Raw genomic sequence first — 20,599 nt, forward strand, 5'->3', positions numbered from 1 at the left:
TCACATCCGCGCGACGGCAGGGGCCTTTGCGCCGCGCCCTGGCGCCGGTCCATTGCCTTGGACGGTTCGCGGCTCTACCCTGCCGTCCAAACGAACAGGAGTGCATTCTTGGCCAAATCGCTGCCGCGCCTTGCCGCCCTGGCCATTCTGGGGCTTGCCGCGCTGAACACGGCGGCCCCCGCCCGGGCCGATCTGGGCGTGTCCGGTCCGTATCTGGCCGCCCGCCAGGCGAGCTTCCTCAGCGACTACCGTGCTGCGGCGGCCTATTACACCGAGGCGCTGGTCAGCGATCCGTCGAACCCGCGGCTACTGGAAAACGCCATGACAGCCCTCGTCGGGCTTGGCGAGGTCGAGAAGGCGGTGCCCATCGCCCACCGGATCGAGACGCTGGGCAATCCCGACCAGCTGGCCAATCTGGTGCTGATGGCCGATCAGATGAAGCAGGGGCAGTTCGACCGCGTGATCGCCGATCTCGATGCCGGGCGGCAGACCGCGCCGCTGGTCGACGGGCTGATCCGTGCCTGGGCCGAGTTCGGGCAGGGCCGCATGACCGACGCGCTGGCGGCCTTCGACGCGGCCTCGGCGCAGTCGGGCATCAAGGCCTTCGGGCTGTATCACAAGGCGCTGGCGCTGGCCGCTGTCGGCGATTTCGAAGGCGCCGACACCATCTTTTCGGGCGAGGCCGAGGGGCCGCTCCGCGCCACGCGGCGGGGCGTTCTGGCCCATGCCGAGGTGCTGAGCCAGCTTGAACGCAACGACGACGCCATCGAGCTGATCGATGCGGCCTTCGGCACCGAGGTCGATCCGGGCGTCGCCGCGCTGCGCGCCCGTCTGGCCAGGGGCGATGCACTGCCCTTCGACGTGATCGACGGCGCGGCCCAGGGCGCGGCCGAGGTGTTCTTCACCGTCGCCAGCGCGCTGAACGGCGATGCGCTGGACGGCTATACCCTGCTTTACGCGCGGCTGGCCCAGTTCCTTGCACCGAAGAATGCCGATGCGATCCTGCTGTCGGCGGGGCTGCTCGAGGCGCAGGATCGCTACGAGCTGGCGACCGAGGCTTATGCCGCCGTGCCGAAGGACGACCCGGCCTTCTATGCCGCCGAGTTGGGGCGCGCCGAGGCGATGCGCCATGCGGGCGATGTCGACGGCGCCATCGAGACCCTGCGCGGTCTGGCGGCGACCTATCCCGATGTGGCCATCGTCCATGTCACGCTGGGCGACGCGCTGCGCAGCCAGGAACGCTTCGGCGACGCGCTCAAGGCCTATGACGCGGCCATCGCGTTGTTCGACGAACCGGCACGCGGGCAGTGGATCGTCTATTACGCCCGGGGCATCTCGCATGAGCGGCTGGACCAGTGGCCCGAGGCCGAGGCCGATTTCCGCAAGGCGCTGGAGCTTGAACCCGACCAGCCGCAGGTGCTGAACTATCTGGGCTATTCCTATGTCGAGATGAACACCAATCTCGACGAGGCCATGTCGATGATCGAGCGCGCGGTCGCTGCCCGGCCCGATGACGGCTATATCACCGACAGTCTGGGCTGGGGGCTTTACAAGCTGGGCCGGTATCAGGAGGCCGTCCCGCATATGGAGCGTGCGGCCGCGCTGATGCCGGTCGATCCCGTCGTCAACGACCATCTGGGCGATGTCTACTGGGCGGTGGGCCGGAAGGTCGAGGCGCAGTTCCAGTGGCACCGGGCGCTCTCTTTCGGCCCCGATGAGGCGGAGGCCGAGCGCATCCGCAAGAAGCTCGAGGTCGGGCTCGACAAGGTCCTGAAGGACGAGGGCGCGCCGCCGCTTCGGGCTGCCAATGACGGTTGAGGCCTTCGCGCCCGCCAAGATCAACCTGACCCTGCATGTCACCGGACAGCGGGAGGATGGCTATCATCTGCTCGACAGTCTGGTGGTCTTCGCCGATATCGGCGACCGGCTGACGCTGGAGCGGGCCGAAGACCTCAGCCTTTCGGTCAGCGGCCCGCGCGCCGGCGGCGTGCCGGTGGACGGGCGCAATCTGGTGCTGAAGGCGGCGGCGCTGTTTGGTCCCGGGCCGGGCGCTGCGATCCGGCTCGACAAGCGGCTGCCGGCGGCGGCGGGCATCGGCGGCGGGTCCTCCGACGCGGCGGCGGCGCTGCGCGGTCTGGCCGCGCTCTGGGGCCGCGATCTGCCCGGGCCCGAGGCGGTTCTGTCGCTGGGCGCCGATGTGCCGGTCTGTCTGGCGCCGGGGCCGGTCCGGATGCGTGGGGTCGGCGAAGAGATCCTGCCCGCGCCCGCCTTGCCCGATTTCGGTCTGATGCTGGTCAATCCCGGCGTCGAGGTGCCAACGCCCGCCGTCTTCAAGGGCCTCGTCCGCAAGGACAACGCGCCGATGCCCGACCTGCCCAACTGGACCTCGGCCGCCGTGCTTGCCGAATGGCTTGCAGGCCAGCGCAACGATCTGGAGCCGCCCGCCCGGGCCGAGGCGCCGGTGATCGGCGAGGTGCTGGCGGCGATCGCGGCGAGCCCGGGATGCCTTCTGGCGCGGATGTCGGGGTCGGGTGCGACCTGCTTCGGGATCTACCCCGACCGCGCCGCCGCCGAGCACGCAGCCATCCTGCTGCGCGAGTCCCGGCCCGGCTGGTGGGTCGAGGCCGGAGCGCCCTATACGCTGTAGCGGCGGGTTTCCCGCGAAAGCTCCCGGCGCGCGCCCCCAGGGCGGGCGCCTCGCTTGTCGATCCGGACTGACGGGGCGATCCAGACTGACGGGGCGCCGAAAAGCAAAACGGCGCGGGCCGGACCAGCGCGCGCCGTATCGTCAAGCCCTGTCGGGCCCGGTCAGCTGATCCGGGCCACCACGTAATCGGCCAGATCCGACAGCATGTCGCGGATCTCGTGTTCGGGTAGCAGGCTCAGCGCCTCCTTGGCGCGCGCGGTCCAGGCCAGCGCCTCCTGCCGGGTCGCCTCGATGGCGCCGTGTTTCGCCATCAGCCCCAGCGCATGCTCCAGATCGCCCTCGCGCTGGTCGCCCTTCTCGATGGTGCGCGCCCAGAAGGCGCGCTCTTCGGCATCGGCGGCGGCGATGGTCTTGATGATCGGCAGCGTCAGCTTCCGTTCGCGGAAATCGTCGCCGACATTCTTGCCGGTCGAGGCCGCGTCGCCCGCCACATCCAGCAGGTCGTCGACGATCTGGAAGCCCACGCCCAGCGCGTCGCCATAGGTGTACAGCGCCTTGACCTGTTCCTCGGGCATGCCCGCGATCACGCCGCCGACCTCGGTCGCCGCCGCGAACAGTGCTGCGGTCTTGCCGCGCACGACCTTCAGATAGATCTCCTCGGTGGTCGACAGATCCCGCGCGGCGGTCAGCTGCAGCACCTCGCCCTCGGCGATCACCGCGGCCGCGTTCGACAGGATGTCGAGCACCTGCAGATTGCCCGGCGCCACCATCAGCTGGAACGAGCGGGCGAAAAGATAATCGCCGACCAGAACCGAGGACTTGTTGTCCCACAGCAGGTTGGCGGTCGGACGGCCGCGGCGCTGGCCGCTTTCGTCGACGACGTCGTCATGCAGAAGCGTCGCGGTATGGATGAACTCGACCGTGCTGGCCAGATAGATGTGATAGGGCCCGTCATAGCCGCACATCCGGGCCGCCGCGATGGTCAGCATCGGCCGCAGCCGCTTGCCGCCCGCGCCCACCAGATGCGCCGCGACCTCGTCGATGCGGGGCGCGTATTCCGAGGTCATCCGCTCGCGGATCAGACGGTCGACGGCGGCCATCTCTTCGGACAGCACGGCGGCCAGACGTTCGTGCGGTTTGGTAACGGCGTTGTCCAAGCCCATGGCGGCCTCGTCTCTTGCTCGACAACGGGGCGGCTGTGCCCTTAATTCGCTGTCATGAAAGAACTCGTTCGCACCAACGACCCGACACTCGTGGCCTTTGTCTCGGCGCTTCTTCAGGGCGAGGAGATAGACTGCTTTCATATGGATGTCCACATGAGCGTGCTGGAGGGATCGCTAGGCGTTTTGCCGCGCCGGATCATGGTGGCCGACCGCGACCTGTTCCGCGCCCGCGCCGTGCTGCGCGACAACGGCATCGCGCTGGCCGACGAAAGCTGATCCGGTGACGGCGCTGCGGCAGGACGGAATCCTGGGCGGACGGCTCTGCCTGTGGCAGCCGGCCGCGGGCTACCGTGCCGGGATCGACGCGGTGCTGCTGGCGGCCGCGACGCCCGCAGAGGCGGGCCAAAGCGTTCTGGAACTCGGCTGCGGCGCGGGCGTCGCCAGCCTGTGCCTTGCGGCGCGGGTGCCGGGGCTTGCGCTGACCGGGGTGGAACTGCAGCCCGCCTATGCCGCGCTCGCCCGGCGAAACGCCGCCGAGACCGGCCTGCCGCTGGAGGTGGTCGAGGCCGATCTGACTGCCCTTCCGGCCGAGGTGAAGGCGCAAAGCTACGATCACGCGATCTTGAATCCCCCGTATTTCCGGCGCGACCGCGGCAGCGCCGCCCCCGATCCCGGGCGCGAGAGGGCGATGGGCGAGACCACGCCGCTGGCCGACTGGCTCGCGGCGGCGGCGCGGCGGCTGCGGCCCGGCGGGCGGCTGACCGCCATCCAGCGCGCCGAGCGGCTGCCCGACATGCTGGCGGCGCTCCTGCCGCTGCTAGGATCTGTAGAGGTTCTGCCGCTTTCCCCTAGGGATGGGCGCGCCGCCAAGCTGGTCCTTCTGCGCGCGCAGAAGGGGCGGCAGGGACCGTTCCGGCTGCATGCTCCGCTGACCCTGCATGAGGGCGTGGCGCATCTGAAAGACGGCGACAGTTATACCCCGGAAGTCGCGGCCATTCTGCGGGATGGCGCGGCATTGTCCTGGCCCGGTTGACGCCGCCAGTTATGCACGAACTCTTTTATTTCAAGGAGGTGACACGACTCGGATTTCGTGCTGGACTGTAAGCGTTTCATGACAGCTAGAGAGGAGCACCGGCCATGAATCTGAGTTCGCATCTGCAAGAACTGCGCAAGAAACACAAGGCTCTCTCTGACCAGGTCGAACGGGCCCAGCAGACCCCCGCCTCGGACACTCTTCAGGTGGCAGAACTCAAGAAACAGAAGCTGAAGCTCAAGGAACAGATCGAACGCCTGTCTCAGGCCTGATCGGTCGCCCGGCGGCTGGCGCGCGCGGCCAGGGCCGCGCCGCCGGTGATGAGGATCGCCGCCGCGAACAGGGTGGGCGTCGGGACCGCAACCCCGGCGCCGACCAGGACCAGGGTAGACAGCAGGGGCGCGGCATAGCTCGCCACTCCCAGAAGCTGGATGTCTCCCTTCTTCACCCCGATATCCCAGACATAGAAGGCCAGCCCCACCGGGCCCAGCCCCAGCGCCAGCACGCTGCTCCAGCCGAGCGCGCTCTCGGGCCAGACGGTCGGTTCCAGCGCCAGATGCAGCGGCAGCGACAGGGCGGCGGTGGCCAGGCAGAACACGGCGACGCTGGCGGTCGGGACGGTGCCCAGCCGCCGCGACAGCACCGAATAGCTTGACCAGGTCAGCGCACAAAGCAGCGCAAGCCCGTAGCCGGGCAGGGCTGCGGCGTCGAACCCGCCGATCGCGCCCTCGGCCACGATCAGCGCCGCGCCCGCGAAGGCGGCCAGCGCGCCCAGCACATGGGTCGCGCGCAGCCGCTCGCCGGGCAGCAGGCCCGACATCAGCACGATCAGGAGCGGCCAGAGATAGGCGATCAGCCCGGCCTCGGCCGCGGGGGCCAGCCGCAGCGCCGAGAAGTAAAGCGCGTGATAGCCGAAAAGCCCCGCCGTGCCGAAGGCATAGACCTTCCAGGAAATCCGCAGCAGGGTGCCCGCCTCGCCCCGCGCGATCACCCAGATCAGGCCGAGCGTTCCCCCGATGGCAAAGCAGAGCGCGTTCAGTTGAAGCGGCGGCACCGGGGCCGAGCCGACGGTGAAAAGCGCAAGCAACGCCCAGAGCAGGACGGCGACGAATCCGGTAGCAGTGGCACGGGTGCGGGTCATGACCGAAGGCTTATCCGCGCCGGCGCGCTCCGGCCAGAGCATTGCGCCGGGGGCCGACGTTGCGTCATGGGTATTTTTGCCAAGAAGAAGACGCCGTCCGTTTCTTCTTGGCAAAAATACCCGGCGCGTAGCGCGTCCGCGACAGCGGACCCGGAAACGGAAAGGGGCGGCCCATCAGGGCCGCCCCGGATCGCCCGCGGGCGGACTGGATCAGACGAAGAACTGCGCGCCGTTGGCCGAGATCGTCGAGCCGTTGACGAAGGTCGCATCGTCGGAGGCAAGGAAGACCACGCAGCGCGCGATTTCCTCGGGCTCGCCCAAGCGGCCGGTGGGGATCTGCGAGATGATCGCCTCGCGCACCTTTTCCGGCACCGCCATCACCATTTCGGTGGCGATGTAGCCCGGGCAGATCGCGTTGGCGGTGATGCCGAACCGCGCGCCTTCCTGGGCCAGCGACTTGACGATGCCGAGATCGCCCGCCTTGGTCGCGGCATAGTTCACCTGACCGAACTGCCCCTTCTGCCCGTTGATCGAGCTGATCACGATCACCCGGCCGAACTTGCGTTCGCGCATGCCGGGCCAGACCGGATGCACGGTGTTGAAGACGCCGGTCAGGTTGGTGTCGATCACCTCCTGCCATTGTTCGGGTGTCATCTTGTGGAAGGGCGCGTCGCGGGTGATGCCGGCATTGGCGACCACCACGTCGATCGGCCCCAGATCGGCCTCGACCTTTGCCAGCCCTTCCTTCGAGGCCGCGTAATCGGCCACCGACCATTTGTAGGTGGCGATGCCGGTCTCGTCGGTGAATTTCTTCGCCGCCTCGTCATTGCCGCCATAGGTGGCCGCCACGGTATAGCCCGCGGCCTTGAGAGCCTTGCTGATCGCCTCGCCGATCCCGCGCGTGCCGCCCGTGACCAATGCAACTCGTGCCATGATTCCTCCAGATGGGGTTTTGTTCTTGTAATCCTGTTACGAAATGAATGAAGGGCGCGCAAGAATGTTGCGCGCCCCTTGTCATTTCGCCGCGATCAGGCGCGTTCCAGGCACATGGCGACGCCCATGCCGCCGCCAATGCAGAGGGTCGCAAGGCCCTTCTTGGCGTCCCGGCGCTTCATTTCGAAGAGCAGGGTGTTGAGGATCCGCGCGCCCGAGGCGCCGATCGGGTGGCCGATGGCGATGGCACCGCCGTTCACGTTGACGATGGCCGGGTCCCAGCCCATGTCCTTGTTGACAGCGCAGGCCTGGGCGGCGAAGGCCTCGTTGGCCTCGACCAGGTCGAGATCCTCGACCTTCCAGCCGGCTTTCTCCAGTGCCTTGCGCGAGGCCGGGATCGGGCCGGTGCCCATGATCGAGGGATCGAGACCGGCGGTCGCATAGGAGGCGATCCGTGCCAGCGGTTCCAGCCCGCGCTTCTCGGCCTCGTCAGCCGACATCAGGAGCACGCCCGCGGCGCCGTCGTTGATGCCGCTGGCATTGCCCGCGGTGACCGAGCCGTCCTTGGCGAAGGCCGGGCGCAGCTTCTGCATCGACTCGAGCGTGGCGCCGTAGCGGATGTACTCGTCGGCCTCGACGATGGTGTCACCCTTGCGGCCCTTGACCGTGACCGGCACGATCTCGTCCGCGAACTTGCCGTCCTTCTGCGCGGCCTCGGCCTTGTTCTGGCTGGCCAGGGCGAATTCGTCCTGCATGTCGCGGCTGATCTGCCATTGTTCGGCCACGTTCTCGGCGGTCTGGCCCATGTGATAGCCGTTGAAGGCGTCCCACAGCCCGTCCTTGATCATCGAATCGATGAACTTGACGTCGCCCATCTTGTGGCCCGCGCGCAGATGCGCGACGTGGGGGCTGAGCGTCATGTTCTCCTGCCCGCCGGCGGCGACGATGGCGGCATCGCCCAGCAGGATGTGCTGCGCGGCCAGCGCCACCGAGCGCAGGCCCGAGCCGCAGACCTGGTTGATCGACCAGGCCGCCGCCTCGACCGGGAAGCCGGCATTGACATGGGCCTGACGGGCCGGGTTCTGGCCCTGACCCGCGGTCAGCACCTGGCCGAGAATCGTCTCGGAAACCTCCGATTTTTCGATGCCGGCCCGCGCGACGAGCGCTTCGAGCATCGTCTTGCCGAGCTCGTGGGCCGGAACGGTAGCGAACGCGCCGTTGAAGCTGCCGACCGCGGTACGGGCGGCAGAAACGATGACGACATTGGTCATGGGTAGGTCCTTCTCCCCTGGGTGCCTGACGGGGCGACTATAGGGGATGCACGCGCAGAATTGCACCCCCCGCCAGCGGCTCGCCTCACGCGTTCACGCGGGAACTCGCGCGGCGCCGCGCCGCAGCATCGGCCCTGCCGGAGGGGCAGCAGGCGTCAAGGGGGCGGATTGCGGAAAACCGGCGCTGGAATCGGTTCCGGGGTGCCGCGCAGGGCAGGGGTCAGCGAGGAGGGTGGATTGGCCAGAGGCGGCAGCGGCTGGCCCGGACAAGGTCGGCGCTGTCGGGCCATGCGCCGCGTGCGTCCCCCGAGGGGCGGGCCGGTCGGCCTGATCGTTGGCGGCGTTCCCCGGTCGCGGAGCGGCGGGCGAGGGATCTGCCCGGGCGGTCAGGCGCTGCGGCGTTCGCCGGGGTCGCCGGTGCCGCTGCGCCAGGGCGGAACGATGGTCGGGGCGCCGAAGGCATAGCCCTGCATGCAGTCGATTCCCGCCGAGGCAAGCCAGGCGGCATCGCGCGCGGTTTCGACATTCTCGGCCACGGTGAACATGTCGAAATGCTGGGCGATGGCGATCAGCGCCGAGGTCAGCACCTGATTGTCCGGGTCGTCGGCGATGCCGCGAATGAACTGGCCGTCGATCTTGAGGATGTCGAAGTAGAAATCGCGCAGATAGCGGATCGCGGTATAGCCCGCGCCGAAATCGTCCAGCGCGAAGGCGATGCCCTTGGCCTGCAGGTCGCGCATGAAGACGGTGACGAGGTCGGGCATCACCATGGCCGAGCTTTCGGTGATTTCCAGGATCAGCCGTTCGGCCAGGGTGGCGTCATCCTCGATCGCGCGGTTGAGGGTGCGCGTCCAGCGCGGATAGCCGATCGAGCGGGCGGACATGTTGATCGCAAGTCGCAGGTCGGGGCAATCGGCCAGCGCGGCCAGCCCCAGTTCAAGTGCGGTGCAATCCAGCATCCGGCCGAGTTCGGTGGTTTCCACCGTCTCGATGAAGTCGCCCGCCGGAATGGTCCGGCCGCTGCGGTCGATGACGCGGATCAGACCTTCGTAGAAGGCGATCCTGCCGTTTTCCATGCTTTGGACGACGGGCTGAAAGGCCAGCACCACATCGCGCCGGTCCAGCGCGTCCTGCACCATCGCGATGACGTTCCGGTCCCGTTCCGCGACGGCCGCGGACAGCGGACTGTCCGATCCTCGGGGCGCGGCGCCGCCTTTTTCATAGCTGCCGTCCGGCATTCTGACCTCCGCTTCGCTCCCTGTTCTCATGGCGCGAGAACGGTTAAGGTCAGGTGAAGGTTCGCTTTTGGTTCCAAATTTAGGAAATCCGGGAAGTTTTGGGCAACTCTCGGCATGAAAAGGAAAATTCTATGGCGGAAAGGTGCGGTTGGTGTGGAAGTGAGCCAATTTACGTGACGTATCATGACACGGAGTGGGGTGTGCCCGAGCGCGACTCGCGCGCACTGTTCGAAAAGCTGATCCTCGACGGGTTCCAGGCCGGGCTGTCCTGGCTGACGATTCTGCGCAAGCGCGAGGGGTTCCGGGCTGCCTTTGCGGGCTTCGATCCCGAGGTCATCGCGGGCTGGGGCGAGGCCGAGGTCGCCCGGCTGCTGGCCGATCCGGGGATCGTGCGGCATCGCGGCAAGATCGAGGCCACCATCGGCAATGCCCGCGCCTGGTGCGAGATCGAGGCGCGCGAGGGGTTTTCGGACTATCTGTGGCGGTTCGTCGACGGTGCGCCGCTGCAGAACGACTTTGCCAGCATGGCCGAGGTCCCGGCCCAGACGCCGCGGTCGCAGGCGATGTCAAAGGCGCTGAAGGCGGACGGCTTCAAGTTCTGCGGGCCGACCATCACCTATGCGTTCATGCAGGCGGTGGGCATGGTCAACGACCATGTCCTGACCTGCCCGCGCCATGCCGAGGTGGCGGCGCTGGGGTGAGCGATCAGGACCCTTCGGCCAGGCTGTCCAGAAGCGCCCGGGCCTCGGGGCTGTTCCAGTCGGCCTCGCCCATCAGGCGGCCGATCTCGCGGCCCTCGGGGTCGAGGATCACCGTCACCGGCAAGGCCAGGATGCCCATCGAGCGCGCCAGCCAGGAGGACTGGTCGCGCCATTTCGGCAGATGCGCGATCTGCTTCTCGGAAAACCACCGGTCGATGGCCTGGGGCGGGTTGCGCCCGGTGGCCACGGTGACCACGGCAAGCCGGTCGCTGTCCGCCGTCGTGGCCAGCGCCTCGAGCGTCGGCATCTCGGCCAGGCAGGGCGGGCACCAGGTGCCCCAGAAGTTCAGCACCACCCAGCGGCCGCGATACTCGCCGAGGCTGCGTTCGGCATCGGTCTCGTCCAGCAGCACCGCATCGGGCACCGCTTGCGGTTCGGCGTGGAACACCATTTTCTTCATGGTGCCCTCGCGCATCGCCTCGAGCGTGGCGATGTCGGCGGCAGGAGCCGCGTTTGCACAGAGCCCGAGGGCGATGTAGAGGACGAGCGACCTTAAGACCATGTTTCCCTCCGAAGGGGGCCAGCCGATGACCAAAGACCAGACCCAGACCCGTTCCAACGCCATGTGGGGCGGGCGTTTCGCCGCCGGGCCGGACGCGATCATGGAGGCGATAAACGCCTCGATCTCGTTCGACAAGCGCCTTGCCCCGCAGGATATCGCAGGCTCGCGCGCCCATGCCGCCATGCTGGCGGAAACCGGCATCCTCACGGTTAAGGATGCCGAGGCGATCCGGGAAGGCCTGCTCACGGTCTTGTCAGAGATCGAGGCCGGGTCCTTTGCGTTCTCGACCGCGCTCGAGGACATTCACATGAATGTCGAGGCCCGGCTGAAAGAGATCATCGGCGAGCCGGCGGGGCGGCTGCACACCGCGCGGTCCCGGAACGACCAGGTGGCGACCGATTTCCGGCTGTGGGTGCGCGACCAGATCGACGCCGCCATGGACGGGCTTCGGGCGCTGATCCGGGCGCTGCTGGCGCAGGCCGAGGCGGGCGCGGACTGGGTGATGCCGGGCTTCACCCATCTGCAGACGGCCCAGCCGGTGACCTGGGGCCATCACATGATGGCCTATGTCGAGATGTTCGCCCGCGACCTGTCGCGATTCGGCGATGCGCGCGCGCGGATGAACGAAAGCCCGCTGGGGGCCGCGGCGCTGGCGGGCACCTCTTTCCCGATCGACCGGCACATGACCGCACAGGCGCTGGGCTTCGACCGGCCGATGGCCAATTCGCTCGATGCGGTCAGCGACCGCGACTTCGCGCTGGAATTCCTGGGCGCGGCCTCGATCTGCGCAATGCACCTGTCGCGCTTCGCCGAAGAACTGGTGATCTGGTCCTCGGCGCAGTTCCGTTTCGTTGCATTGTCGGACCGGTTCTCGACCGGCTCCTCGATCATGCCGCAGAAGAAGAACCCCGACGCGGCCGAGCTGATCCGGGCCAAGATCGGCCGGATCTTCGGCGCGAATGTCGCGCTGATGACGGTGATGAAGGGTCTGCCCTTGGCCTATTCCAAGGACATGCAGGAGGACAAGGAACAGGTCTTCGACGCGGCCGACAGCTTGATGCTGGCTTTGGCCGCGATGGAGGGCATGGTCCGCGACATGACCGCGAACCGCCCGGCGCTGGAAGCGGCCGCCGCCAGCGGCTTTTCGACCGCGACCGATCTGGCCGACTGGCTGGTGCGCGAACTGGGCCTGCCGTTCCGCGAGGCCCATCACGTCACCGGCACGCTTGTCGCGATGGCCGAGAAGAAGGGCTGCGATCTGCCGGATCTGAGCCTTGCCGAGATGCAGTCGGTGCATGAGGGCATCCGCGAGGACGTGTTCGGGGTGCTGGGCGTGCATAATTCGGTGGCGAGCCGGATGAGTTATGGCGGCACAGCACCCGAACAGGTCCGCGCCCAGATCGCCCGCTGGACGGAACGGCTGGGATGAGACGCGGCGCGACCCTCGCGGCGGGCCTTGCGCTTCTGGCGCTGGCGGGCTGCGCCCGGCCGCATGGCGGGGTCGCGGTCTCGAATGCGGGCGATGTCAGTGGCGGGGTGTCGGCGGGCCGGGTCGCGGTCGGCGCGGGGCCGAATGGGGCCCGCGCCTCGGCCCGGGTCGTGGACACCGGCAGCACGGCTGTTACGGTGGGCACCGATGGCGCCTCGGTCGGGCTGCGCCCGCGCGGCGCCCCGGTGCGGCTGATCCTTGGGACGGGAGGAGTGGGAATTGGCTTCTGATCGGATGTTTCGGCCGGGGCGCAGTGCGGCCCTGGCGGCGGTGCTGGCCCTGACGCTTGCGGGCTGCGGCCTCGACGGCCCGCCCGAGCCGCCCAAATCCGAAGCCGGGACCGGCTTTTCGGTCAGCGGCACCGCGGAAATGGGCGTCGTCGGAGGCAACCGGCCATGAAATACCTGCGCTATCTCTTCCTCGGGCTGGCGATCTGGGGCTCGATCCACCCGATGTTCTATTTCATGCGCTGGATCCTCGCCAATGACTGGGACTGGGGCGGCATGATCGACGCCTGGTATGTCAATGACAGCGCCACCGGCCTGACCTGGGACCTGACGATCAGCGCCATCGCGCTGACGCTGTGGATCCTGATCGACAGCGCCCGGCGCCGCGATGCGCTGGGGCTCGTTTGCATCCCGCTGACCTTCGGCATCGGCCTGTCCTGCGGGCTGCCGCTTTACATCTTCCTGCGCTCGCGTCCCTCGAAAGCCGCCTGAGCCCTCCCGGAGACCCGAATGGACCATTTCCTGTATCGGAGCGGTGTGCTCCATGCCGAGGACGTGTCGCTGGCCGACATCGCGGCAACGGTCGGCACGCCCTTCTACTGCTATTCCGTGGCCACGCTGACCCGGCATTTCCGGCTGTTCGACGAGGCGCTGGCGGGCACCGACCATCTGGTCTGCTACGCGATGAAGGCCAATTCGAACCTCGCGGTGCTCAAGCTGATGGGCGATCTCGGCGCGGGGATCGACGTCGTGTCGGGCGGCGAATACCGCAAGGCGCGCGCGGCGGGCGTGCCGGGCGACAGGATCGTCTTTTCCGGCGTCGGCAAGACCCGCGAGGAAATGCGGCTGGCGCTGGAAGGCGGCATCCGCCAGTTCAACGTCGAATCCGAACCCGAGATGGCGGCGCTTGACGAGGTCGCGCGGTCCATGGGGCGGGTCGCGCCCATCGCCGTCCGGGTGAACCCCGATGTCGATGCGAAAACCCATGAGAAGATCGCGACCGGCAAGTCCGAGAACAAGTTCGGCATCCCGATCGCCCGCGCGAAGGACGTCTATGCCCGCGCCGCCGCGATGCCGGGGCTTCAGGTGATGGGGATCGACGTGCATATCGGCAGCCAGTTGACCCAGCTCGAGCCCTTCGAGCAGGCCTATGGCAAGGTGGCCGAGCTGACAAAGGTCCTGCGCGCCGAGGGCCACGACATCCGCCGTCTCGATCTGGGCGGGGGGCTTGGCATTCCCTACGAACGCTCGAACGCCGCGCCGCCGCTGCCGGTCGAATATGGCGCCATGGTCAAGCGCGTGCTGGGCGATCTGGAGGTCGAGATCGAGATCGAGCCCGGGCGGCTCATCGCCGGGAATGCGGGCGTGCTGGTCAGCCGGGTGATCTATGTGAAAGAGGGCGAGGGGCGGACCTTCCTCATTCTCGATGCGGCGATGAACGATCTGGTCCGGCCCTCGATGTATGGCGCCTATCACGACATCGTGCCGCTGACCGAGCCCGCCGCCGGAACCGACTATGCCCCCCATGACGTCGTGGGCCCGGTCTGCGAAACCGGCGACACCTTCGCCAAGGCGCGCGATCTGCCGCCGCTGGTCGAGGGCGATCTGGTCGCGTTCCGCTCGGCTGGGGCCTACGGCGCGGTGATGGCGTCGGAATACAACACCCGCCCGCTGGTGCCCGAGGTGCTGGTCAGCGGGGATCACTTCGCCGTCATTCGCCAGAGGCCGTCCTTTGACGAGATCATAAACCGCGATACCATCCCGGAATGGTTGTGACCCGGCACCCCGCCCGGGTCCGCCGCCGGATGGGAGCATGACCGAGAGCACGCCGATCCCCGACGACGCCCTCACCCACCTGCGCTGGCCGCTGCGCCTGACCTGGGCGGGCCTTTTGGCCGAGCGCCTGTGCCGGGCCTTCTGGCCGCTGGCTAGCCTTCTTCTGCTGATCGCCGCGGCCCTTGCCTTCGGGCTTCACGACCTGCTGACCCGCGGGGCCGCGCTGGGGCTGGGGGGCGCGCTTCTGGCCGCGCTTCTGGCGACGCTCGTCTACGGGGTCCGCGGCTTTCACCGGCCAAGCCGGGCCGAGGCGCTCGACCGGCTCGACCGGACGCTGCCGGGCCGGCCCATCGCGGCGCTCTCTGACAGTCAGGCCATCGGCGCGGGTGATCCGGCCTCCGAGGCGGTCTGGCGCGCCCATATCGCGCGCATGGCGGCCCGGGTGCAACGCGCGCGCGCGGTTCCCCCCGATCTGCGGCTTTCGTCGCGCGACCCCTACGGGCTGCGCCATGTGGCGTTGATCGCCTTTACCGTGGCGCTGGTCTTCGGGTCCTTCCTGCGCGTGGCCAGCGTCACCGATCTGGGGCAGGGCGGCCCGGCGCTGGCCGCCGGACCCACCTGGGAAGGATGGATCGAACCGCCCGCCTATACCGGCAAGCCCAGCCTTTATCTCAATGACATCGCCGAAGACGCATTGGCCGTGCCCCAGGGCAGCCGGATCACCCTAAGGCTTTACGGTGCGGTGGGCGCGCTTGGCGTGACCGAGACCGTCTCGGGCCGCGAGGAGGGGGCCGAGGCGCCGCCGCCCGAGGGCACCGACGCCATGGCGCAAAGCTTCGAGGTGGTGAAGGACGGCCGCGTCGAGATCGAGGGCCCCGGCGGCCGCGCCTGGCAGATCGTGCTGAGCCCCGACATTCGTCCGGAAATCCGGCTGACCGGTGCGCTCGATGTTTCGGCCGATGGCGAGATGAAGCAACCCTTCTCGGCCAGCGACGATTACGGCGTGACCCGGGGCGAGGCGACGATCACGCTCGATCTTGCGGCGGTCGACCGCCGCTACGGGCTGGCCGTCGATCCCGACCCGCGCGAGCCGCTGGTGCTGGACCTGCCGATGCCGATTTCCGGCGACCGGCAGCAATTCACCGAAACCCTGGTCGAGAACCTGTCCGAACACCCCTGGGCCGGGCTCCCGGTCCGGATCGAGCTGGCCGCGGAAGATGCGCTGGGCCAGCGGGGCGTGTCGGCCCCCGCTGCGATGGTGCTGCCAGGGCGGCGCTTCTTCGACCCGCTGGCGCGCGCGGTGATCGAACAACGCCAGGCGCTGCTCTGGGCGCGGGCGAACGCCCCTGAGGTCGCGCAGATCCTGCGCGCGGTCAGCTACCGGCCCGACGAGATCTTCCGCAACGAAAGCGCCTATCTGCAGCTTCGCGTGGCGATCCGGCGGCTCGAGGCCTCGGCCGCCGCGCTGACCGCCGAGACCCAGACCGAACTGGCCAAGGCGCTTTGGGACATCGCCGTGCTGATCGAGGACGGCGACCTGTCGGATGCCGCCGAACGGCTGCGCCGGGCGCAGGAGCGGCTGGCCGAGGCGATGAAGAACGGTGCCAGCGATGCCGAAATCGCCCAGCTGATGGACGAGTTGCGCGAGGCGATGCAGGACTACATGCGCCAGCTGGCCCAGCAACAGCAGCAGGACGGCCAGGAGCAGGCCCAGAACGGCGAGACGCAGGAAATCACCGGCGATCAGCTGCAGCAGATGCTGGACCGGTTGCAGCAGCTGATGGAAGAGGGCCGGATGGACGAGGCCCAGCAGCTTTTGCAGATGCTTCAGCAGATGATGGAGAACATGCAGGTCACGCAAGGGCCGGGCGGGTCGTCTCCGGGCCAGCAGGCGATGGAGGGGCTGGCCGAAACCCTACGCGATCAGCAGGGCCTGTCCGACGATGCCTTCCGCGACCTGCAGGACCAGTTCAACCCCGGCGGCCAGCAGGGCCAGCAGGGCGAGGGCCAGCAGGGGCAGGGTGAGGGCATGCCGGGCCAGGGCCAGGACGGTCAGCAAAGCCTCGCCGACCGTCAGGACGCGCTGCGCCGCGAACTGGACCGCCAGCAGCAGAACCTGCCCGGGCTGGGCGCCTCGCCCGAAAGCGAGGCCACGCGCGAGGCGCTGGACCGGGCCGGGCGGGCGATGGACGAGGCCGAGCGGGCGCTGCGCGACAACGATCTGGCCGGGGCGCTGGACGATCAGGCCGAGGCGATGGAGGCGCTCCGCGAGGGCATGCGCAACCTCGGCGACGCGCTGGCCCAGAACCGGCAGGAGGGCGGCGAGGACGGTCAGGGCATGGGCCGGGCCGATGCAGGCGGCGAACGCCGCGACCCGCTGGGCCGCGCGCCGGGCTCGACCGGGCAGGTCGGCACCGAGGACAGCATGCTGCAGGGCGACGATGTCTATCGCCGCGCCCGCGACCTGCTGGACGAGATCCGCCGCCGGTCGGGCGAACAGAACCGCCCCGATCTTGAACTCGACTACCTGCGGCGCCTGCTCGACCGGTTCTGATCGCGTCACCCGCAAGTTGCGCGGCTGTGCTAGGCTTTCCTTGGGGCATCGGCCGCAGGGGAGGCGCGCATGAAGATCGTCGACTGGAATCTCGAATGGATGAACAAGTGGTTTTCGGGCAATGCCCGGCCGCGCTGGGGCTCGAACGAGCTGTCGGCGGACGAGGCGCGGACCTGTGCACGCAAGGCCGCCGCGGTGATCGACGCGCTGGCGCCAGATCTTCTGTGTCTGCAGGAAGGCCCCAGCGCCGAGGCCGAGATGGCGCTGTTTCTCGACGCGTTTCTGTCGGATGCCGACGGGCCGCGCTATGAGGCGCTGATCGGTTCCGACGGGGGCGCGCAGAAGCTATACGTGCTGCGCCGCCGGGACGGGCTGGTGCGCGCGGTCGAGCGGGCGACCGATGCGGCGACCTTGGCGCTGACCGAGCCCTGGGCGGCAGACGTGAATGGCGACATGCTGCTGGAGGGCTATGATTTCTCCCGGCTGCCGCTGGTGGTCGACATCGACCCGGTGGGCGGCGCGCCGGTGCGGGTCGTGGTGCTGCATACCAAGTCGAAATACGTTCATGGCGGCGAGGCGCTCTGGCGCGATCCGGTGCGGCGGCAGGAATTCGTGGTGGCGGCCCTGCTGGCGCGGCGGCGTATTTCGGCCGAGGGGTTTCGGCTGCGCGCCTATCTCGACACGCTGGTCGCGGCGGACCCGGCCGCGCGGATCGTGGTCACCGGCGACTGGAATGACGGGCCGGGGACCGATTTCTTCGAGCGGAGCTACCTGACCCATAACGTGGCCGATATCGTGCTGGGGTCCACCTTCACGCCCGAGCTGATCTTCCGCCATCCGCTGCTGGCCCATGTGCCGCCCGCGGCCCTGTTCACCGCGCGGTTCGACGATTTCGTCGACGAGGTGCCCGACCGGCCGCTGCTGCTGGATCATTTCGCGATCTCGCCCGGGCTTGCGCCCTGGGTGCGGGCGGCCGGGATCGCCCATGACGCCTATGACGCGGAACTGGACGGATCGGGGGCCGCGCGGCCCCAGAGGCCGAGCGATCACCGCCCGATCTGGGTTGAACTGGGCAAGCCGCTGACGGGATAGAGCCCGGCCCCTGCAGGATCGGCGAGCCCGCAGGGGCTCGCGGTCAGGCCAGCATGGCCAGCGGGTTTTCCAGATTGTCCCGGATCGCCTGCAGCAACTCGGCGCCAAGCGCCCCGTCGATCACCCGATGATCGACGCTGAGCGTGACCGACATGACCGTCGCGACCTCGATCTCTCCGGCATCGTTCACGACCGGTTTCTTCACACCCGCGCCGACCGCGAGGATCGCGCCATGGGGCGGGTTGATCACCGCGTCGAAATTGTCGATCCCGAACATCCCGAGATTCGAGATCGCGAAGCTGCCGCCCTGATATTCCTGCGGCGCGAGCTTGCGGTCGCGGGCGCGGGTGGCCAGGTCCTTCATCTCTTTCGACAGCTGGCTGAGCGACTTGGTCTCGGCATCCTTCAGGACGGGGGTGAAGAGCCCGCCCTCGATGGCGACGGCGACCGCCACATCGGAAGGCTTGAGCTGCAGGATGCGGTCGCCCGCCCAGACCGCATTGGCCTTGGGCACCTGCTGGAGCGCCAGCGCGCAGGCCTTGATGATGAAGTCGTTGACCGAAAGCTTGACGCCCCGGGCGCCGAGCTGGGCATTGAGCGTGCCGCGGAACTCGAGCAGCGCGTCGAGCCGGATGTCGCGGCGCAGGTAGAAGTGCGGGATGGTCTGCTTGGCCTCGGTCAGGCGGGCGGCGATGGTCTTGCGCATGCCATCGAGGGTGACGACCTCGTAGGCACGCCCGTCGTACATCCGCGCGACCGCGTCCGGCGATAGCCCGGCGGGCTGGGCGGCGGCGGCCTGTGGGGCGGCGGCGGTCTGGGGAGCCTCGGCCTTTGCGGGTTTTGCGGCGGGGGCGGTCGCGGCCTCGACATCGGCCTTGACGATACGCCCGCGCGGGCCCGAGCCCTGTATGGCGGTCAGGTCGAGACCCTTTTCGGTCGCGATCCGGCGCGCGAGCGGCGAGGCGAAGATCCGTTGGCCATCGGTGGCGCTGGGCGCGGGCGGGGCGGCGGCCGGCGCGGGACCCCCGTCGGGGGCCGCCTTGCCGCCCGCGTCGGCTGCGGGCGCAGCCTCCGGGGCCGGTTTCGACGGGGCCGCGCTGTCGTCGATGTCGTCTTCGCTTTCGCCCTCTTCCAGCAGCACGGCGATGGGCGTGTTGACCTTCACGCCCTCGGTTCCGGCCGCGACCAGCAACTTGCCGATCCGGCCGTCATCGACGGCCTCGAATTCCATCGTGGCCTTGTCGGTCTCGATCTCGGCGATGAGGTCTCCGGACGACACGGTGTCGCCTTCCTTGACCAGCCATTTCGCGAGCGTGCCTTCCTCCATGGTCGGAGAAAGGGCGGGCATCAGGATTTCCGTGGGCATGCCGGTCTCCTCAGCGGTAGGTCACAGCGCGGGCGGCTTCGACGACCTCTTTCGCGGTCACCAGCGCCAGCTTTTCCAGGTTCGCCGCATAGGGCATCGGCACGTCCTTGCCGGTACAGTTGATCACCGGCGCGTCGAGCCAGTCGAAGGCCTCCTGCATCAGCACGGCCGAGATGTGGTTGCCGATCGAGCAGACCGGGAAGCCTTCCTCGACGGTGACGCAGCGGTTGGTCTTCTTGACACTTTCGATCACCGTCGCGGTGTCGAGCGGGCGCAATGTGCGCAGGTCGATCACCTCGGCCTCGATGCCTTCCTTGGCCAGCGCGTCGGCAGCCTCGAGCGTATGGGCCATGCCTATGCCGAAGCTGACCAGCGTCACATCCTTGCCCTCGCGCCAGATCCGGGCCTTGCCGAAGGGGATGGTGAAGTCGTCCAGCACCGGGACCTCGAAGCTGCGGCCATAGAGGATCTCGTTCTCGAGGAAGATCACCGGGTTCGGGTCGCGGATCGCGGTTTTCAGCAGGCCCTTGGCATCGGCGGCCGAATAGGGCTGGACCACCTTGAGGCCGGGGATATGGGCGTACCAGGCGGCGTAGTCCTGGCTGTGCTGGGCGGCGACGCGGGCGGCGGCGCCGTTCGGGCCGCGGAAGACGATGGGGCAGCCCATCTGGCCTCCCGACATGTAGAGCGTCTTGGCGGCCGAGTTGATGATCTGGTCGACGGCCTGCATGGCGAAGTTGAAGGTCATGAACTCGACGATGGGGCGCAGGCCGCCGAAGGCCGCGCCGACGCCGAGACCCGCGAAGCCATGTTCGGTGATCGGGGTGTCGATCACGCGCTTCGCGCCGAATTCGTCGAGCAGGCCCTGGCTGATCTTGTAGGCGCCCTGATATTCGGCGACTTCCTCGCCCATCAGGAAGACGTCGCCGTCGCGGCGCATCTCTTCGGCCATGGCATCGCGCAGTGCCTCGCGGACCGTGGTCGATTTCATCTTCGTGCCTTCTGGGATCTCGGGCTCGGCCACCGGCGCGGGGCGTTTCGGTTTGGCGGGGGCGGCGGGGGCGGACGGCGCGGAGCCTCCGCCGGAGGCCGCCTTGCCGTCCGCGTCGGCCGCGGGTGCGGCCTCCTGCGCCGCCTTGACGGCGGCGTCGGCATCTTCGCCTTCTTCGACCAGCACGGCGATGGGGGTGTTGACCTTCACGCCTTCGGTGCCCGCCTCGATCAGGATCTTCCCGAGCACGCCCTCATCGACGGCCTCGAATTCCATCGTCGCCTTGTCGGTCTCGATCTCGGCCAGGATGTCGCCCGCCGAGACGGTGTCGCCTTCCTTGACCAGCCATTTCGCCAGGGTCCCTTCCTCCATCGTCGGGGAAAGCGCGGGCATCAGGATTTCCGTTGCCATGTCT

21 protein-coding genes are annotated in these 20,599 nt (G+C 68.5%); 13 read left to right on the forward strand and 8 right to left on the reverse strand.

Going from position 1 to position 20,599, the window contains the following annotated elements; all coding sequences use genetic code 11:
* Positions 1–108: 108 nt before the first annotated feature.
* Both BYZ73_RS04170 and BYZ73_RS04175 read left to right on the forward strand, forming a co-directional pair.
* Positions 109–1,818, forward strand: a complete 1,710-nt coding sequence (locus BYZ73_RS04170) for a tetratricopeptide repeat protein (protein WP_245943045.1) — start codon at positions 109–111, stop codon at positions 1,816–1,818.
* The gene (locus tag BYZ73_RS04175; protein ID WP_112315013.1) at positions 1,808–2,647 is read left to right on the forward strand and encodes a 4-(cytidine 5'-diphospho)-2-C-methyl-D-erythritol kinase; all 840 of its coding nucleotides are present in this window, start codon (positions 1,808–1,810) and stop codon (positions 2,645–2,647) included. Before BYZ73_RS04170 ends, BYZ73_RS04175 begins: the two co-directional genes overlap by 11 nt.
* 161 nt (positions 2,648–2,808) lie before the next feature.
* Here the strand turns inward: BYZ73_RS04175 and BYZ73_RS04180 are convergent, their stop codons facing one another.
* A complete protein-coding gene (locus BYZ73_RS04180) occupies positions 2,809–3,810 on the reverse strand; it encodes a polyprenyl synthetase family protein (RefSeq protein WP_108026030.1) in 1,002 nt (333 codons plus the stop codon).
* A gap of 54 nt (positions 3,811–3,864) precedes the next feature.
* Between BYZ73_RS04180 and BYZ73_RS04185 the strand changes: the two genes are divergently transcribed.
* The 3 genes from BYZ73_RS04185 (at position 3,865) to BYZ73_RS04195 (ending at position 5,115) form a co-directional block, all read left to right on the forward strand.
* Entirely contained in the window at positions 3,865–4,086 is a 222-nt protein-coding gene (locus BYZ73_RS04185; RefSeq protein ID WP_112315014.1) for a putative signal transducing protein, read from the forward strand.
* Between the two features lie 4 nt (positions 4,087–4,090).
* Positions 4,091–4,843 carry a tRNA1(Val) (adenine(37)-N6)-methyltransferase gene (locus tag BYZ73_RS04190; RefSeq protein ID WP_112315015.1) on the forward strand — a complete coding sequence of 251 codons (753 nt, stop codon included), beginning with the start codon at positions 4,091–4,093 and terminating at the stop codon, positions 4,841–4,843.
* 104 nt (positions 4,844–4,947) lie between these two features.
* Positions 4,948–5,115, forward strand: coding sequence for a YdcH family protein (locus BYZ73_RS04195; RefSeq protein ID WP_075785329.1), 168 nt, complete (start codon positions 4,948–4,950; stop codon positions 5,113–5,115).
* On the opposite strand, the gene yddG is transcribed toward BYZ73_RS04195, so the two are convergent.
* The 4 genes from yddG to BYZ73_RS04215 all read right to left on the reverse strand — a co-directional run bounded on the left by yddG (position 5,106) and on the right by BYZ73_RS04215 (position 9,426).
* Complete coding sequence (yddG, locus tag BYZ73_RS04200; protein ID WP_112315160.1) at positions 5,106–5,984, reverse strand: aromatic amino acid exporter YddG; 879 nt, start codon at positions 5,982–5,984, stop codon at positions 5,106–5,108. The two genes, BYZ73_RS04195 and yddG, sit on opposite strands and share 10 nt — an antisense overlap.
* Positions 5,985–6,194: 210 nt before the next feature.
* On the reverse strand, positions 6,195–6,917 hold the full coding sequence (gene phbB / locus BYZ73_RS04205; protein WP_112315016.1) for an acetoacetyl-CoA reductase: 723 nt from the start codon (positions 6,915–6,917) through the stop codon (positions 6,195–6,197).
* A 95-nt stretch (positions 6,918–7,012) separates the two neighbouring features.
* Complete coding sequence (locus BYZ73_RS04210) at positions 7,013–8,188, reverse strand: acetyl-CoA C-acetyltransferase (RefSeq protein WP_112315017.1); 1,176 nt, start codon at positions 8,186–8,188, stop codon at positions 7,013–7,015.
* A gap of 386 nt (positions 8,189–8,574) precedes the next feature.
* Complete coding sequence (locus BYZ73_RS04215) at positions 8,575–9,426, reverse strand: EAL domain-containing protein (RefSeq protein WP_108026039.1); 852 nt, start codon at positions 9,424–9,426, stop codon at positions 8,575–8,577.
* Between the two features lie 131 nt (positions 9,427–9,557).
* On the opposite strand from BYZ73_RS04215, the gene BYZ73_RS04220 reads away from it, so the two are divergent.
* Positions 9,558–10,127 carry a DNA-3-methyladenine glycosylase I gene (locus tag BYZ73_RS04220; RefSeq protein WP_112315018.1) on the forward strand — a complete coding sequence of 190 codons (570 nt, stop codon included), beginning with the start codon at positions 9,558–9,560 and terminating at the stop codon, positions 10,125–10,127.
* A gap of 4 nt (positions 10,128–10,131) precedes the next feature.
* Here the strand turns inward: BYZ73_RS04220 and BYZ73_RS04225 are convergent, their stop codons facing one another.
* Positions 10,132–10,689, reverse strand: a complete 558-nt coding sequence (locus BYZ73_RS04225; RefSeq protein ID WP_245943046.1) for a TlpA family protein disulfide reductase — start codon at positions 10,687–10,689, stop codon at positions 10,132–10,134.
* 25 nt (positions 10,690–10,714) lie between these two features.
* Between BYZ73_RS04225 and argH the strand changes: the two genes are divergently transcribed.
* From argH to BYZ73_RS04260, 7 genes are all read left to right on the forward strand, one after another.
* Positions 10,715–12,118, forward strand: coding sequence for an argininosuccinate lyase (gene argH, locus BYZ73_RS04230; RefSeq protein WP_245943047.1), 1,404 nt, complete (start codon positions 10,715–10,717; stop codon positions 12,116–12,118).
* Positions 12,115–12,408 carry a hypothetical protein gene (locus BYZ73_RS04235; RefSeq protein WP_112315021.1) on the forward strand — a complete coding sequence of 98 codons (294 nt, stop codon included), beginning with the start codon at positions 12,115–12,117 and terminating at the stop codon, positions 12,406–12,408. The genes argH and BYZ73_RS04235 overlap by 4 nt, the downstream gene beginning before the upstream one ends.
* A complete protein-coding gene (locus tag BYZ73_RS04240; protein ID WP_245943048.1) occupies positions 12,398–12,577 on the forward strand; it encodes an argininosuccinate lyase in 180 nt (59 codons plus the stop codon). The genes BYZ73_RS04235 and BYZ73_RS04240 overlap by 11 nt, the downstream gene beginning before the upstream one ends.
* Entirely contained in the window at positions 12,574–12,897 is a 324-nt protein-coding gene (locus BYZ73_RS04245) for a DUF2834 domain-containing protein (protein ID WP_112315023.1), read from the forward strand. The genes BYZ73_RS04240 and BYZ73_RS04245 overlap by 4 nt, the downstream gene beginning before the upstream one ends.
* An 18-nt stretch (positions 12,898–12,915) precedes the next feature.
* Positions 12,916–14,181 carry a diaminopimelate decarboxylase gene (gene lysA, locus BYZ73_RS04250; RefSeq protein ID WP_112315024.1) on the forward strand — a complete coding sequence of 422 codons (1,266 nt, stop codon included), beginning with the start codon at positions 12,916–12,918 and terminating at the stop codon, positions 14,179–14,181.
* Between the two features lie 37 nt (positions 14,182–14,218).
* Positions 14,219–16,735: a TIGR02302 family protein gene (locus tag BYZ73_RS04255; protein WP_112315025.1), complete on the forward strand. Its 2,517-nt coding sequence runs from the start codon at positions 14,219–14,221 to the stop codon at positions 16,733–16,735.
* A 69-nt stretch (positions 16,736–16,804) separates the two neighbouring features.
* Complete coding sequence (locus BYZ73_RS04260) at positions 16,805–17,827, forward strand: endonuclease/exonuclease/phosphatase family protein (protein ID WP_112315026.1); 1,023 nt, start codon at positions 16,805–16,807, stop codon at positions 17,825–17,827.
* Between the two features lie 43 nt (positions 17,828–17,870).
* On the opposite strand, the gene BYZ73_RS04265 is transcribed toward BYZ73_RS04260, so the two are convergent.
* Together BYZ73_RS04265 and BYZ73_RS04270 are read right to left on the reverse strand one after the other, a co-directional pair.
* The gene (locus tag BYZ73_RS04265; RefSeq protein WP_112315027.1) at positions 17,871–19,193 is read right to left on the reverse strand and encodes a pyruvate dehydrogenase complex dihydrolipoamide acetyltransferase; all 1,323 of its coding nucleotides are present in this window, start codon (positions 19,191–19,193) and stop codon (positions 17,871–17,873) included.
* 10 nt (positions 19,194–19,203) lie between these two features.
* Complete coding sequence (locus BYZ73_RS04270; RefSeq protein WP_112315028.1) at positions 19,204–20,595, reverse strand: pyruvate dehydrogenase complex E1 component subunit beta; 1,392 nt, start codon at positions 20,593–20,595, stop codon at positions 19,204–19,206.
* Positions 20,596–20,599: the final 4 nt, after the last annotated feature.

Source organism: Rhodovulum viride (assembly GCF_003265965.1).
Taxonomy (GTDB): domain Bacteria; phylum Pseudomonadota; class Alphaproteobacteria; order Rhodobacterales; family Rhodobacteraceae; genus Rhodovulum; species Rhodovulum kholense.